The 14,086-nt window shown below is 71.4% G+C and carries 14 protein-coding genes; 5 read left to right on the top strand and 9 right to left on the bottom strand.

Annotated elements, in window-relative coordinates; genetic code table 11:
- The first annotated feature begins 68 nt into the window (after window positions 1-68).
- Window positions 69-236 (top strand): hypothetical protein, encoded by a 168-nt coding sequence (locus tag ACZ4M3_RS25310; protein ID WP_453353429.1) that lies wholly within the window; start codon window positions 69-71, stop codon window positions 234-236.
- Window positions 237-325: 89 nt separating this feature from the next.
- Here ACZ4M3_RS25310 and ACZ4M3_RS25315 read toward each other — a convergent pair whose 3' ends face one another.
- Window positions 326-754, bottom strand: coding sequence for a DUF6299 family protein (locus ACZ4M3_RS25315; protein ID WP_467736259.1), 429 nt, complete (start codon window positions 752-754; stop codon window positions 326-328).
- Between the two features lie 185 nt (window positions 755-939).
- Between ACZ4M3_RS25315 and ACZ4M3_RS25320 the strand changes: the two genes are divergently transcribed.
- On the top strand, window positions 940-1,554 hold the full coding sequence (locus ACZ4M3_RS25320; protein WP_467736261.1) for a DUF4352 domain-containing protein: 615 nt from the start codon (window positions 940-942) through the stop codon (window positions 1,552-1,554).
- 68 nt (window positions 1,555-1,622) lie between these two features.
- Window positions 1,623-2,117: a DUF5949 family protein gene (locus tag ACZ4M3_RS25325; protein ID WP_467736263.1), complete on the top strand. Its 495-nt coding sequence runs from the start codon at window positions 1,623-1,625 to the stop codon at window positions 2,115-2,117.
- A 70-nt stretch (window positions 2,118-2,187) separates the two neighbouring features.
- Here ACZ4M3_RS25325 and ACZ4M3_RS25330 read toward each other — a convergent pair whose 3' ends face one another.
- Both ACZ4M3_RS25330 and ACZ4M3_RS25335 read right to left on the bottom strand, forming a co-directional pair.
- A complete protein-coding gene (locus ACZ4M3_RS25330) occupies window positions 2,188-3,441 on the bottom strand; it encodes a cytochrome P450 (RefSeq protein ID WP_467736264.1) in 1,254 nt (417 codons plus the stop codon).
- A gap of 63 nt (window positions 3,442-3,504) precedes the next feature.
- Complete coding sequence (locus ACZ4M3_RS25335) at window positions 3,505-4,659, bottom strand: low temperature requirement protein A (RefSeq protein WP_467736266.1); 1,155 nt, start codon at window positions 4,657-4,659, stop codon at window positions 3,505-3,507.
- Between the two features lie 206 nt (window positions 4,660-4,865).
- On the opposite strand from ACZ4M3_RS25335, the gene ACZ4M3_RS25340 reads away from it, so the two are divergent.
- Window positions 4,866-5,120: a hypothetical protein gene (locus ACZ4M3_RS25340; RefSeq protein WP_467736268.1), complete on the top strand. Its 255-nt coding sequence runs from the start codon at window positions 4,866-4,868 to the stop codon at window positions 5,118-5,120.
- Window positions 5,121-5,130: 10 nt separating this feature from the next.
- On the opposite strand, the gene mscL is transcribed toward ACZ4M3_RS25340, so the two are convergent.
- The 6 genes from mscL to ACZ4M3_RS25370 all read right to left on the bottom strand — a co-directional run bounded on the left by mscL (window position 5,131) and on the right by ACZ4M3_RS25370 (window position 11,008).
- Entirely contained in the window at window positions 5,131-5,676 is a 546-nt protein-coding gene (mscL, locus tag ACZ4M3_RS25345) for a large conductance mechanosensitive channel protein MscL (protein ID WP_467736270.1), read from the bottom strand.
- A gap of 120 nt (window positions 5,677-5,796) precedes the next feature.
- Window positions 5,797-6,324, bottom strand: coding sequence for a hypothetical protein (locus ACZ4M3_RS25350; protein WP_467736272.1), 528 nt, complete (start codon window positions 6,322-6,324; stop codon window positions 5,797-5,799).
- A gap of 146 nt (window positions 6,325-6,470) precedes the next feature.
- A complete protein-coding gene (locus ACZ4M3_RS25355; protein WP_467736274.1) occupies window positions 6,471-7,304 on the bottom strand; it encodes an S-methyl-5'-thioadenosine phosphorylase in 834 nt (277 codons plus the stop codon).
- A 75-nt stretch (window positions 7,305-7,379) separates the two neighbouring features.
- Window positions 7,380-7,679 (bottom strand): FmdB family zinc ribbon protein, encoded by a 300-nt coding sequence (locus ACZ4M3_RS25360; RefSeq protein ID WP_467736276.1) that lies wholly within the window; start codon window positions 7,677-7,679, stop codon window positions 7,380-7,382.
- Between the two features lie 108 nt (window positions 7,680-7,787).
- On the bottom strand, window positions 7,788-9,086 hold the full coding sequence (locus ACZ4M3_RS25365; RefSeq protein ID WP_467736278.1) for an MFS transporter: 1,299 nt from the start codon (window positions 9,084-9,086) through the stop codon (window positions 7,788-7,790).
- A 398-nt stretch (window positions 9,087-9,484) separates the two neighbouring features.
- The gene (locus ACZ4M3_RS25370; RefSeq protein WP_467736279.1) at window positions 9,485-11,008 is read right to left on the bottom strand and encodes a potassium/proton antiporter; all 1,524 of its coding nucleotides are present in this window, start codon (window positions 11,006-11,008) and stop codon (window positions 9,485-9,487) included.
- Between the two features lie 215 nt (window positions 11,009-11,223).
- Here ACZ4M3_RS25370 and ACZ4M3_RS25375 point away from each other — a divergent pair, with 215 nt between their 5' ends.
- Window positions 11,224-14,085 carry a penicillin acylase family protein gene (locus tag ACZ4M3_RS25375; RefSeq protein ID WP_467736281.1) on the top strand — a complete coding sequence of 954 codons (2,862 nt, stop codon included), beginning with the start codon at window positions 11,224-11,226 and terminating at the stop codon, window positions 14,083-14,085.
- Window position 14,086: the final 1 nt, after the last annotated feature.

The raw sequence follows: 14,086 nt of genomic DNA on the forward strand, positions 1-14,086 counted from the left end.
GTTGTGCGCTGGGGAGTGCGGGGTGATGATGCGGCCATGGAACCGACGTGTGACACGGGGGGCGTGACGTGCGCCGCCTGAACGGGCGGGTCGCCACCGCCGTCCTGGCCCTGCTCCTGCTGGCCGCCGGCATCCCGGCGGTGGTGGACTGGACGACCGGCCTTCCGCACGCGGACCCCGGCTGCCAGACGGTGGCGTTCATGTCGATGACCGGCGTCGCGCCCCACTGCCGCTGACGCCCCCTCACGGACGGCGCGGCGGCGGCCCCGCCCGGTAGCGGCGGCTACCGGACCGGCCGGCGCTATGCCTCCCGTCGCGGTCGCGGTCACCGGTGGTCGACGACCTCGACGCCGTGGACGTCCTCGGCGAGGGTGTCGACGGACTTCGGCATGATGCCGCCGCCCCGGTTCACCCGCTGGAGCCGTACCTCGACACCCGCCTCACCGGCGTGCAGGCCGGGGGTCCAGGCGAGCTTGGCGTGGCTCTGCCACTCGTGCTCAACGCCGTCGCAGACGGGCTCCTCGTCCGCGTTGCTGCCGAGACGGACGGAGTCCTGGACGACCACGGCCATCAGCTGGACCGCCCCCGCGGGTGACGGGTCGGTGCAGAGGTACTTACCGGAAAGGGTGATCGTGCCCTCCGGCGTGATGTGAGCGTACGGCTGTACGGAAATCGAATTGTAGTAGGAAGTGGCGCTCGCAGGGGCGGCGAATACCGCGGCGGCGGCCAGTGCGGAGAACGCGGACAAGGCCATTCGGGGGCCGGTCAGGGCCATCATTCCTCCAGGTGGGCGTGGGTGACGGAATTCCGCCGGAACGCATTGTGCTGGCAGTTGGGCGGCGACGCGCCCCGTGGGCTCGTGTCGGTGTGTGCAATTTCCCGCCCGGGGGCGTGAAACTGGCCGCAATACATCCCCGAAGATCCCCGAAGGGATCCCGTATGCGCAGCCACTCCGCTTCCGTTCTCGCCGTCGCCGTCCTCCTGCCCTGCCTGCTGTTCGGTGCCACCGCCTGCCAGAGCGCGCCCGTGGCGGGCGCGCCGGCCCACGCCGCGGCGGCGGCCGGCCCGGTGGACGACGGGGCTCCCGGCGCCGGCGAGGACCCGGCCGGCCCCGGGTCGCAGGCCTCGCCCGGCGCCGCGAAGGACGCCCATGTGGGCGAGTCCGTACGGGTGCGGGGGCAGCAGGTGGGCCGTCACCTCCAGGTGGTGCTGAACGCGTACGTGGACCCGGCCGTCAGCGTCGACAAGAACTTCGCGCCGGCCGCCGGGACCCGTTGGGTGGCCGCCTCGATGTCGTTCGTCAACGTGGGCGGCGCTTCGTACGGGGCGCTCGGGCGCATGTGGGCGTACGACAGCGCGGGCGGGCGGCACGCGGTGGTGCCCACCGGGGAACTGACGACGGGCAAACCGCTCGTCTTCGATTCCCTGGAGGTCGGGGAACGGGCCGAAGGATGGGTGGTGTTCGAAATTCCGGAAAAGGTGCGCGCCGTGCGGCTCCAGTACCAGGACGCGAACATCCAGGCGAATTCCGGTGGGGGATTCTGGGCGGTGTAGCGGCGCCGTAGCCCGCCCGGGTGAAAGGCCGTGAAAGGGTCGCGGGAGAGAGCACTAAGGTGCGGCGCATGACTTCAACCCAAGCCGAAATCGACCGGTCCGACCTCGGCACCCTCTCGGTGCTCGCCTGGATCGGCGACCCCTCCGAAGGCCACGACATCCCGTACCTCCTCGCCTACACCCTCGGCGACGGCCCGAAGGGCAAGGAGGCCGGTGAGGCGGCCGCCCGGGGGCTGCTGGAGGAGATCGGGCTGCCCCTCGGCGACGTTGTCATGGACGGCACCCGCAGCCCCTCCACCTTCGCGGTGCAGATCCTGCTGGCGGACAATCAGATCGCGCTCACCATGCCCGGCCTGAACGCCACCTGCACCGCACCCGACGAGTGGGTGGCGGCGGCGAACGAGAGCGGCCAGGCGTACTTCCTCTTCGCCACCACCGCCTGGCCCGAGGCCGTCCCCGGCAACCCGGTGAGCCCGGAGGTGCTCCAGGCGTTCGCGGGCGACGAGGCGGTGCTCACCAGCAGCGCCCACTGCGTCATCACGGTGCAGAGCCTGCGCCAGTAGCGACGCGCCCCCTCCCCGGCCGCCGGGCCCCCAGCCTGCCCGGTGGCCGGCCCCCCGCGGCCGGCCCTCGTCAGGGCCGGTCGAAGGCGAACCGGAGCGAGCGGACCCGGTTGTCGAAGCTGGAGCCCGCCAGATCGGGCAGGCCCACCGCCCGCAGCCCCACCGGCCGGGTCAGCAGTTCCCGGAACAGCGCCTTCATCTCCACCCGGGCCAGGTGCGCGCCCAGGCAGAAGTGCGGGCCGCCGCCGCCGAACCCCAGGTGCGGGTTGGGCGAGCGGGTGATGTCGAAGGCGTCCGGGTCGGGGAAGACCGCCTCGTCGCGGTTGGCGGAGGCGTAGTACAGCACCACCTTCTCGCCCGGCCGGAACAGCCGGCCGCCCAGCTCGTGTTCGGCGGCGACCGTCCGGCGGAACTGGATGATCGGCGTCGAATGGCGGATCATCTCGTCCACCGCGCCGTCGGCGTGCGCCTCGAAATCGCCCAGCAGCAGGTCCCGCTGGTCCGGGAAGTCGGTCAACAGCGTCAGCCCGTGGGTGATGGCGTTGCGGGTGGTCTCCACCCCCGCCACCATCAGCAGCGAGAAGAACGCACCCAGCTGGCGGGCGCCCAGCGCCTGGCCGTCCACGTTCGCCCGGACCAGCGCGGAGATCAGGTCGTCCTGCGGGTTCCTGCGCCGCTCGCGCCCGATGCCCGCGACCATCCGCTGCATCCGGGCCAGCGCCCGCAGCCCCCGCCCGGGCATCCGCAGCCGGGCCGCCAGGCCGCGCTCGACCCCGATGTTCTCCGAGGCGTGGTTGACCCGGTCGGCGATCTCCGGCCGGTAGTGCTCCGGGATGCCCATCATGTTGCAGATGACCTCCAGGGGCAGCCGGGAAGCCACCGCCGAGACGAACTCGTCCGGCTGCTGCGCCAGTACGTCGTCCACGATCCGGGCCGCCACCGCGTGGATGTCCGCCTCGGCCGCCGCCAGCAGCCGGGGCGTGAAGGCGCGCTGCACGATCTTCCGCAGCTGCGCGTGGTCCGGCCCGTCCAGATTGACCATGGAGTCGCCGAACAGGGCCCGCACCCAGCGGGCGGGCTCGGGGGTGGTGACCCCGGGCGCGCTGGCGAACACCTTCGGCAGCCGGCTCGCCTCCTGTACGTCCGCGTGCCGTACCAGGGCCCAGTGGCCGCGCCCCCGGCCCTCGGGCACGAACACCGGGGCGTCGAGCGCCCGCAGCCGGGCGAAGGCGGCCAGCCGCTCCTGCGGGGGCAGTTGCCAGAAGGCCGGATCGGCGAGCTCCTGCCCGGGCCGGTCCGCGTACCGCTGTGCCGGGACCGTCATGGTCCGCACCCACTTCCTCGTCGTCGGCGCCGTCGCCGTGCTGCCCCCCGGCCCTCTTGGTACTCACGCACCAGAACGCGCCCGCTCGGTCAAGGTCACGCCCACCGCCACCGCGGCCGCCATCACCAGCCCGGCCCACAGCACCGCGTACTCCCCGGTCCAGGCGCAGCCGAGGACCGCCAGCGCGGAGAGCGGCAGCAGCAGTTGCTGGGCCGCGGTGCGCTTGAAGTGGCGGGCGTGCAGGAACCAGACGGCCCCCAGGTAGAGGGCGGTGGGTACGGTCACCGCCAGATTGGCCGCCAGCTGCGAGATGTCGGCCTTGCCGACCGCCTGCTCGACCGCCACTTCCATCCCGGCGCCGATGGCCGCGGCCGATCCCAGGATCACGTAGTGCCCGTAACCCCACGGGATCGCCTCGCGGTTGGTGGACAGCCGCTCGTGCGCGGGGACCGCGAAGTAGATCCACCAGGCGGCGAAGACGACCAGCAGGCCGCCCGCGGCGATCGGCAGCAGCACGCCCAGCGCCTCGTGCTCGTCCAGTGCGGACTGCACGGCGATGGTGCTCGCCGAGACCGTCTCGCCGAGGACGATCAGCGTGAACAAGCCGTACCGCTCCACGATGTGGTGCGGGTGCCAGGCCGTCTGATGGTTTCTCTCGGCGATCACCGGGACGGATACCTCGGCCAGGACCAGCACCAGGAACAGCCAGCGCCGCGCTCCGGCGGGGGCCGCCAGCAGGGCGATCCACCCGGCCTGGCACACCACCAGACCGGCGGCGTAGAGCAGCGCCGAACGGCGGGCCGCGCCGCTCTCGCCCGCGGCGGCGCGCAGCCACTGCCCGGTGAGCGCGATGCGCATCACCACGTAGCCGATGATCGCGACGGTCCAGTCCTGGCTGTCGAAGGCGCGCGGCACCCCGGCCGCGTAGATCAGCACACCGGAGATCTGGACGAGGGTCGCCAGCCGGTACGGGATGTCGTCGCAGTCGTAGGCGGAGGCGAACCAGGAGAAGTTGATCCAGGCCCAGAACACACCGAAGAAGACGAAGAGGTAGCCGGTGATGCCCGCGCCGACGTGGCCCTCGGCGAGTGCGTGCACCAGCCGCGCCCCGGCCTGGGCGACGGCGACGACGAAGCAGAGGTCGAAGAACAGCTCCAGCGGCGTCGCGGTCCGGTGCGCTTCGTCCGGCCGCCGGGCGGTCATCTGTACGTAGATCATGCCGCCCAGGACAGCAGCCGTACGCCGTCCGTGAACCGAGGCGCGCGGACTCCGGGCGAAACCGGTACCCGCCCGGCCTCACCCGGACGGCGTATCGGCAAACCACCCACGGCCGTCCCGGACGGTACGGGTCGAGACCGTACGGGACGCCCGCTGCATGCCCGGGCCGGGCGGGGCGCCGACGGGGGCGGCCGTACCCTGGAGGCATGAGCACCGCTTCCGCCTCCGACCGCCAGGACCCCGCGGGCCCGTCGGGTCCCACGACCGGTTCCGGCGCCGCCGGGCCCGCCCCGGCGGCCACGCCCGGGCCGAAGCCGAAGCCGAAGCTCGACTTCGGCGACCCGCTGGACCAGCAGTCCTCGGACGACACGGACCGCGGCTGGGGCGAGCGGCCCCCCGCCGGCGGGAGCGCGGGCGACCTGGCCCGCTTCCTCGACGAGAAGCCCCCGCACCACGTCTGAGCGCGGAGCCTCAGATCGAACCGTCGCGCCCCTGCCCGTAGCTCTGCGGCCGGCCGTAACCCGGGCCCTGGACGCCCTGGGCGTGGCCACCGGCGGAGCCGGAGCCGTTGCGCTGGGCGACCAGGTTGTCGCGGATCTCCTTGAGGACCTCCAGCTCGGTGATCTCCATGGTCTCCTGCACGCCCTCGCGGGCCTTGCGCCGCTCTTCCATCCGGGCCAGGTACTTGGCCATCGGCAGCACCATCAGGAAGTAGACGACCGCCGCGGTGATCAGGAAGGTCAGCGTGGCGTTCAGCACCGAACCCCACATGATGTTGACGCCGGTCGGCTCCCCCTTGGCGTCGACGCCGCACGGGGCCTTCAGGCAGGACGAGTAGCCCTCCAGGCTCTGCGTGCCGACGGCGCCCACCACCGGACTGATGATCCCCTTCACCACGGAGTTCACGATGTTGGTGAACGCCGCGCCGATGACCACGGCCACCGCCAGATCGACGACGTTGCCGCGCATCAGGAAGGCCTTGAAGCCCGCCAGGACGCTCTCGTTCTTCTTGCTCACTACTGAGCCTCATCTCGCATCTACGGAACACGGAGCCGACTTCGAAAACTACGGCAGTCGGACCCCCACGTGTCCAATCGATGGCCGTCCCGGGGCGACGTGACGGGTCGCGCGTTCGATTCAGCACAACGTCACCGCCAGCCGGGACACGCTGCCGGCGCCCACCAGGGCCCGCGCGGTCTCCCGGGGCACCGACAGGACCACCAGGGCCCCGCCGTCGCCCGCCGTCTTCTCCGGTTCCGGCACTTCGGCGACCCGGGCCGCGACCGCGACCACCCGGGGCGGCCCCGCGCGTTCCGCCGCCACCACGTCGACCCGGTCGCCGGGCCGCAGCAGCCGTACCGTCGCCCCGTCGGCGATGCGTACGGGGGCCGACACCATCCGCACCACCGCCGGCGGTGGCTGCGCCTGCGGCGGCCCGGCGCCCCGGGAGGCCCGCGCCTGCGTCCCGCCCACCGCCAGGGCGGCCGCCACGACGGCCAGCCCGGCCGCCCCGGCCCGCCGCCGGCGGCGCAGGGCCCGCCTGAGCCGGTCCCCGCCAGGCCCGACCCGCAGCGGTGGGAAGAGCGGCACGGGGCGCGCGGGGAGACACGTGTGAGGGCGTGCGGGCAGCGCCGTGGGAGTACGCGGGGAAGGGAAAGCGGACATGCTGAACACCACCTGGCTGTGAGTTCGGTGTCCGGACCCGGCGCCCGGACACCCCTCACCATCCGCCCCGGCGGCGGATCCCGCTCACGCCTGTGGACGGTCCCCAGGTTGTGGAAAACCCCGTCACCTCCAGGGGTGAGTCCGCGCTAGGGCAGCTCGATGCCCAGGTCCCAGCCGTCGTGCGCGTGCGTGCACAGGCAGTCCCGCGAGTCCGTCGGCGGCAGGGCCGCGACCGCGTCGAACAGGACCTCGCGCAGCCGCCCGACGTTCTCGCCGAACACCCGCAGCACCTCCGTGTGGGAGACGCCCTCACCCGTCTCGGCGCCCGCGTCCAGGTCCGTCACCAGCGCCATCGAGGTGTAGCAGAGGCCCAGCTCCCGCGCGAGGACCGCCTCCGGGTGCCCCGTCATGCCGACCACCGACCACCCCATGGCCGCGTGGAAGACCGACTCCGCCCGCGTCGAGAACCGGGGGCCCTCCACCACGACCATCGTGCCGCCGTCCACCGGCTCCCAGCCCCGCCCGCGCGCCGCGCCCATCGCCACCGCCCGGCCCACCGGGCAGTACGGGTCGGCGAAGGTGGTGTGCACGACGTTCGGCACGGCGCCCCCGGGCAGCGGCTCGCCGTCGAAGAAGGTCTGCACCCGGGACTTCGTACGGTCCATCAGCTGGTCCGGCACCAGCAGCGTGCCCGGCCCGTACTCGGCCCGCAGGCCGCCCACGGCGCAGGGCCCCAGTACCTGGCGGACGCCGACCGAGCGCAGCGCCCACAGGTTGGCCCGGTAGTTGATCTTGTGCGGCGGCACGGTGTGGCTGCGCCCGTGCCGCGGCAGGAACGCCACCGACCGGCCGGCCAGCTCGCCCAGGTACAGGGAGTCGCTCGGGGGCCCGTAAGGGGTCTCCACCTGGATTTCGGAGACGTCCTCCAGGAAGGAGTAGAAGCCCGAGCCGCCGATGACACCGATCTCTGCGTTCGCCATGCGGCCACCCTAGCCCGGGACGCGTAAGGCCCCGCTGCCCAGGAGGGCGGCGGGGCCTTACGGAATGCGGACGGGTCAGGCAGCCGAGCTGGAGCTGCTGCTCGTGCTCGAAGCCGACGACGAGGAGGCCGGGGCGGCGGCGGGCGCGGGGGTGGACGACGCGGCCGGCTTCGAGGCAGGCGTGCTGCTCGACGACGCACCGCGGCTGTCGTTCCGGTAGAAACCGGAGCCCTTGAAGACGATGCCGACCGCTGAGAACACCTTCTTCAGGCGTCCGTCGCAGTTCGGGCACACGGTCAGTGCGTCATCGGTGAACTTCTGCACGGCCTCAAGGCCCTCACCGCACTCGGTGCACTGGTACTGGTAGGTCGGCACGAATTTCCTCCTGGCACTCTCACTCAATGAGTGCTAACGACGCTCCATGGTGACGTATTCCGGCGGAACAGTCCACCGATCTCGGCCGCGCGGTGACCGACACCACCCTCAGACGGTGGTGAGGTCCCGCTGCTGGGCCCGGTTCTCCTGGCTCTCCGGGGCGCCCGACGAGCTGACGATCCGGCCGGCCGTCCTCGGCGCGAGCCGCGCCCGCAGGGACAGCAGCGTGACCAGCGCCAGCGCGGTGGCGGCGGCCGGCACGAGGAAGCCGTACGAGGACCCGTGCGCGTCCGTCAGCCGGCCGGCCACGATCACGGCGATGGCCTGCCCGAAGGCGACCGCACCGGTCAGCCAGGTGAACGCCTCGGTGCGGGCGTTCGCCGGGATCAGCGCCTCGATCATCGTGTAACCGGTGATCAGGGCCGGGGCGATGCACAGACCGACGAGCAGGCCGAGCGCGGCCAGCAGGACCATCGAGTCGGCGGTCCACAGCAGCGACGCGGCGGCGGTAAGCCCGATGTAGCCGAGCAGCAGCCGGCGGCGCGGGCCGATCTTCCAGGCGATGGCGCCGCAAGCGATGCCGGCGACCATGTTGCCCGCCGCGAAGACGCCGTACAGCAGGCCGTTCGCACCCGGGTTGCCCATCTCGTTGGAGAAGGCGGCCATCGAGACCTGCATGCCGCCGAAGACGGCGCCGATCCCGAGGAAGGCGACGATCAGGACGCGCAGGCCCGGGAAGGACAGGGCCGGGGCCCGCTCGGTGCCGGTGGCGGACGGGGTGTGCGCCTTGGGCTGGGTGGCGCGCTGGGCGGCGAAGAACAGACCGCCGACCAACGACAGGGCGGCTTCGGTGATGAGACCGGCCGAGGGGTGCAGACCGGTGCACAGCGCGGTGGCGAGGACCGGCCCGACGACGAACGTGAACTCGTCGGTGACGGACTCGAACGCGGCGGCGGTCGGCAGCAGCGGCGAGCCCTCCAGCTTGGCGGCCCAGCGGGCCCGGACCATCGGGCCGACCTGCGGCACCGAGGCGCCGGCCGGGATCGCGGCGGCCGCGAGGGCGAGGACGGGGGCGCCGAGCAGCGCGAGCGCGACCAGGGCGCTCACGGCGGCGGCGTGGACGAGGACGACCGGCAGCAGGACGGCGCTCTGGCCGTGCTTGTCGGTGAGGTTGCCCATTACGGGGGCGCACAGCGCCATGGAGATGCCGGTGACGGCGGCGACGATGCCGGCGTTGGCGTAGGAGCCGGTGGTGTGCTGGACGAGCAGCAGGATGCTGATGGTCAGCATGCCGAAGGGGAGCCGGGCGGCGAAGCCCGGGACCAGGAAGCCGAGGGCGCCGGGAGTGCGCAGGAGCTGCCCGTATCCGGGGCGGGCGGACGTGTCGGTCGTGACCGCGGATGTCACGGCCTTGCCTTTCCGCTGCCTGGTAGAACTCCCCGTCTGCGGACGGTGCATCGCCTTGTGGGCGGGTCGCACCCGTACATGTGGGAGCCCCGAGAGCTGTCCTCTTGCGCAGAACCGAGTGATACCTGGGCGCCCACTGCGGGAGGGAGCCACGGCCGCTTTGCGGTCGCGCCAGCTCTGCGTCAGGCAGAGTTGGTTCGATGTGGTGTGCCTTTATCGTACAGGCAGACCTCCACCTGTGCCCTGTGATTCCGGCGACAAGGTATGTCTTCACCTGCGATTAACTGGAAGTTCGCATTCCACATGCCCGCAAAGCAGGGCAGGAACGCACACCCGGCCGTGAAATCACAGATTTAGAACGTCGATCTAACACTCTGTTCAAGCCCGCCCGGTCCCGCTCAGGCCCTGTTGGGCCCCTGTCCCAGCCAGCCGGCCAGTTTGCCGCCCCGAGCGACCGCCCGCAGCCGCGCCTCCGCCGCGTCCCGCACCTGGTCCGTGGCCACCACCAGCAGCTCGTCCCCCCGGCGCAGCACCGTGGCCGGCGCCGGTACGAAGCTCTTCGCGTCCCGGACCACCAGGGTCACCGAGGCGCCGGCCGGCAGCCGCAGCTCGCTGACCTCCACGCCGTGCATCCGCGAGGCCGGCGGTATGGCGAAGGACAGCAGGTGCCCGCGCAGCTTCTCCAGCGGCGCGGACTCGATGCCCAGGTCCGCCGCGGCCTCGTCGGTGTCGCCGAGTTCGAGCTTGCGCGCCAGCCACGGCAGGGTCGGGCCCTGGACCAGCGTGTAGACGACGACGAGCACGAAGACGATGTTGAAGACCCGGTCGCTGCCCTCGATCCCGGTCACCATCGGGATCGTGGCCAAGATGATGGGCACGGCGCCGCGCAGGCCCGCCCACGACATCAGGGCCTGCTCCTGCCAGGGGATGCGGAAGGGCAGCAGGCTGACGAAGACCTCCAGGGGCCGCGCCACCATCGTCAGCACCAGCCCGATGATCACCGCGGGCCAGAAGTCGCCGGCCAGCTCGTGCGGGGTCACCAGCAGGCCGAGCAGGACGAACATGCCGATCTGGGCGATCCAGCCGAGCCCGTCCGCGAACCCCCGGGTGGCCGGCCAGTGGGGCAGCTTCGCGTTCCCGAGGACCATCGCCGCCAGGTACACCGCGAGGAAGCCGGAGCCGTGCGCCAGCGCACCGGCCGCGTACGCCGTGATGGCGATCGCCATGACCGCGATCGGGTAGAGGCCGGAGGCGGGCAGCGCCACGTGCCGCAGGCCGTACGCGCCCAGGAAGCCCACCGTCAGGCCGATGGCGATGCCGATGGCCAGCTCCAGCGCGATCTTGCCGATCAGGACGTACCACTCGTCCACCGGTCCGACGGTCGCGAAGGACACCACCAGGATGACCACCGGGGCGTCGTTGAAGCCGGACTCCGCTTCCAGCACACCCGTCACGCGGGAGGGGAGCGGCACCTTGCGCAGCACCGAGAAGACGGCCGCCGCGTCGGTTGAGGAGACGACCGCGCCGATCAGCAGGGCCTGCCGCCACTCCAGCCCGACCAGGTAGTGCGCCCCCGCCGCCGTGACCCCCACGCTGATCGCGACCCCGACGAGGGAGAGCGTGATCGCCGCCGGCAGGGCCGGTCTGATCTCTTTCCACTTGGTGCCCAGTCCGCCCTCGGCGAGGATCACGACGAGCGCGGCGTAGCCGATGACCTGGGTCAGCTCGGCGTTGTCGAACCTGACGTTGCCTATGCCGTCCTGGCCTATCGCTATGCCTATGCCGAGGTAGATGAGCAGGCTGGGGAGACCGCTGCGCGAGGAGACGCGTACCGCCGCTACCGCGACGAGCAGCACGAGCGAGCAGACCAGCAGGAGCTCATTGAGCAGGTGGACAGTCAGCGGGCGGCCCTTTCCCTCCATGTGCCCTGACGGATCGTTCCTCCGCGGGCACGTGCGACGAACACTTCGTTACCTTACCTAATCTTTGACGGAGTCTTTACTCGACAATCACATTGTGAAACGCCCGTCCGACCCTGTCCTCAGGACCTCGACCCCTGGCGGATCACCGGGGGTGGTCCTGCGCCTATGGTTGCTTCCAGCAATCCCAGGACCACCCTGCCCCTCTAAGGACAGCGATGCCCGCCAACTCATCCGGCCCTTCCGTCAAGAAGAAGGGACGACGCGCACGTCTGATCGTGCTCGTCATGGTCCTGGCGCTCTTGGCGGGACTCGGCTACGGGGCGTACTGGAGCGTCGACGGCGTCCGTGCGTCCTATCCCCAGACCACCGGCTCCCTCAAGCTGCCCGGCCTGACCGGGACCGTGGACGTCAAACGCGACGAACACGGGATCCCGCAGCTCTACGCCGACAACGACGAGGACCTCTTCCGCGCGCAGGGCTTCGTCCACGCGCAGGACCGCTTCTGGGAGATGGACGTCCGCCGCCACATGACCTCCGGGCGGCTCTCCGAGATGTTCGGCTCCGGCCAGGTCGAGACCGACGCCTTCCTGCGCACGCTGGGCTGGCGCCAGGTCGCGCAGGCCGAGTACGACACCAAGCTCTCACCGGAGACCAAGAAGTACCTCCAGGCGTACGCCGACGGGGTCAACGCCTACCTCAAGGGGAAGTCCGGCAAGGACCTCTCCGTGGAGCACGCGGCCCTCAAGCTGACCGGCGACTACACGCCGGAGCAGTGGACGCCGGTGGACTCGGTGGCCTGGCTCAAGGCGATGGCCTGGGACCTGCGCGGCAACATGCAGGACGAGATCGACCGGTCCCTGATGGCCGGCAAGCTCTCGCCGCAGCAGATCGACGACCTCTACCCGCCCTACCCCTTCGACCGGAACAAGCCGATCGTCGAGGGCGGCACCGTCGCCGGCGGGAAGTACGGGCCCCAGGGCACGGCCTCCACGGGCACGGGCACGGGCACGGGCTCCGGTACGGGTACGGGTACGGGAACCGGCACCACCGGATCCACCGGCACCGGCTCGCAGGCCACCCCGAACGGCGGCATCACCACAGGCCTCGCCGACAACGCCACCGCCCAGGGCGCCGGCGTCGGCCTGCGCACCCAGCTGTCCTCGCTCGCCAAGACCCTGGACGAGATCCCGGCCATCCTCGGCCCCAACGGCAGCGGCATCGGCTCGAACTCCTGGGTCGTGGCGGGCAAGTACACGACCACCGGCAAGCCGCTGCTCGCCAACGACCCGCACCTCTCGCCGCAGCTGCCCTCCGTCTGGTACCAGATGGGCCTGCACTGCCGTGCGGCCTCGCCCCAGTGCCAGTACGACGTGGCCGGCTTCACCTTCTCCGGCATGCCGGGCGTGGTCATCGGCCACAACGCCGACATCGCCTGGGGCATGACCAACCTGGGCGCCGACGTCACCGACCTCTACCTGGAGCAGATCAAGCCCGAGGGCTACGTCTACGACAACAAGGTGGTCCCCTTCACGACCCGTGAAGAGGAGATCAAGGTCGCGGGCGGCAAGAGCAAGCGGATCACCGTCCGCACCACCAACAACGGCCCGCTGATCTCCGACCGCAGCGACGAGCTCGCCACCGTCGGCTCCCGCGCCCCGGTCTCCGGCTCCGCCCCCGACCGCGGCGACGGCTACGGCGTGGCCCTGCGCTGGACGGCGCTGGACCCGGGCAAGTCGATGGACGCCGTCTTCAAGCTCGACCGGGCCAAGGACTTCGCGGGCTTCCGCGCCGCCGCGCGCGACTTCGAGGTGCCGTCCCAGAACCTGATCTACGCCGACAACAAGGGCGTCAGCGGCAACATCGGCTACCAGGCCCCGGGCCGGATCCCGATCCGCGGCGCCGGCGACGGCCGCATGCCGGCCCCCGGCTGGGACTCCAAGTACGCCTGGAAGGGCGGCAAGGACGGCAACGCGGGCTACGTCCCGCAGGACGAGATGCCGTACGACTACAACCCGGCGCGCGGCTACATCGTGACGGCCAACCAGGCCGTCACCGAGAGCGGCACCGGCGCGGGCAAGTACCCGTACGTGCTGACCACCGACTGGGGTTACGGCGCCCGCAGCCAGCGGATCAACGACCTCATCGAGGCGAAGACCAAGGACAACGGCAAGATCTCCACCGATGACATGCGCACCATGCAGATGGACAACAGCAGCGAGATCGCCGCGCTGCTGACCCCGATGCTGGCCAAGATCCCGGTCTCCGACCCGGACGTGCGCTCGGCGCAGAAGCTGCTGGAGGACTGGAACTACACCCAGGAGCCCGACTCGGCGGCGGCCGCCTACTTCAACGCCGTCTGGCGCAACATCCTCAAGCGGGCGTTCGGCGACAAGATGCCGAAGGAGCTGCGCGTCACGAGCAGCTGCATGAACGTCCAGGACAGCGGCAACGGGCCCGCCGACGACCTCGCCACCATCGTCCGCGAATGCGGCACCCGGGGCGCGGACGCGGCGCAGCCCGACGGCGGCGACCGCTGGTTCGAGGTGGTCCGCCGCCTGGTCAAGGACGAGAAGTCGGCGTGGTGGAAGTCGCCCGGCACCGTGCGGGAGAAGTCGACCACCACCCGCGACGAGCTGTTCGCCCGGGCCATGAAGGACGCCCGCTGGGAGCTGACCGCCAAGCTCGGCAAGGACCAGTCGACCTGGAGCTGGGGCCGGCTGCACCAGCTGACGCTCAAGAACCAGACGATCGGCACCGAGGGCCCCGGCTTCCTGCGGTGGCTGCTGAACCGCGGTCCGTGGAACCTGGGCGGCGGCGAGGCCACGGTCAACGCCACCGGCTGGAACGCCTCCAGCGGCTACGGGGTCACCTGGGTGCCGTCGATGCGGATGGTCGTCAACCTCAACGACCTCGACAAGTCCCGCTGGATAAACCTGACCGGCGCCTCGGGGCACGCGTACAACTCCAACTACACCGACCAGACCACGATGTGGGCCAAGGGCGAGCTGCTGGACTGGCCGTTCGGCAAGGAGGCCGTGGACAAGGCCACGGTCGACACCCTGACGCTCAAGCCGTAGC

This window comes from Streptomyces sp. NPDC026522, assembly GCF_055567555.1.

Bases quoted from the DNA above. Each gene is read 5' to 3' on its own strand.
- ACZ4M3_RS25315 (WP_467736259.1), bottom strand. From the start codon at position 754: ATGGCCTTGTCCGCGTTCTCCGCACTGGCCGCCGCCGCGGTATTCGCC.
- ACZ4M3_RS25320 (WP_467736261.1), top strand. From the start codon at position 940: ATGCGCAGCCACTCCGCTTCCGTTCTCGCCGTCGCCGTCCTCCTGCCC.
- ACZ4M3_RS25325 (WP_467736263.1), top strand. From the start codon at position 1,623: ATGACTTCAACCCAAGCCGAAATCGACCGGTCCGACCTCGGCACCCTC.
- ACZ4M3_RS25330 (WP_467736264.1), bottom strand. From the start codon at position 3,441: ATGACGGTCCCGGCACAGCGGTACGCGGACCGGCCCGGGCAGGAGCTC.
- ACZ4M3_RS25335 (WP_467736266.1), bottom strand. From the start codon at position 4,659: ATGATCTACGTACAGATGACCGCCCGGCGGCCGGACGAAGCGCACCGG.
- ACZ4M3_RS25340 (WP_467736268.1), top strand. From the start codon at position 4,866: ATGAGCACCGCTTCCGCCTCCGACCGCCAGGACCCCGCGGGCCCGTCG.
- ACZ4M3_RS25350 (WP_467736272.1), bottom strand. From the start codon at position 6,324: ATGTCCGCTTTCCCTTCCCCGCGTACTCCCACGGCGCTGCCCGCACGC.
- ACZ4M3_RS25355 (WP_467736274.1), bottom strand. From the start codon at position 7,304: ATGGCGAACGCAGAGATCGGTGTCATCGGCGGCTCGGGCTTCTACTCC.
- ACZ4M3_RS25370 (WP_467736279.1), bottom strand. From the start codon at position 11,008: ATGGAGGGAAAGGGCCGCCCGCTGACTGTCCACCTGCTCAATGAGCTC.
- ACZ4M3_RS25375 (WP_467736281.1), top strand. From the start codon at position 11,224: ATGCCCGCCAACTCATCCGGCCCTTCCGTCAAGAAGAAGGGACGACGC.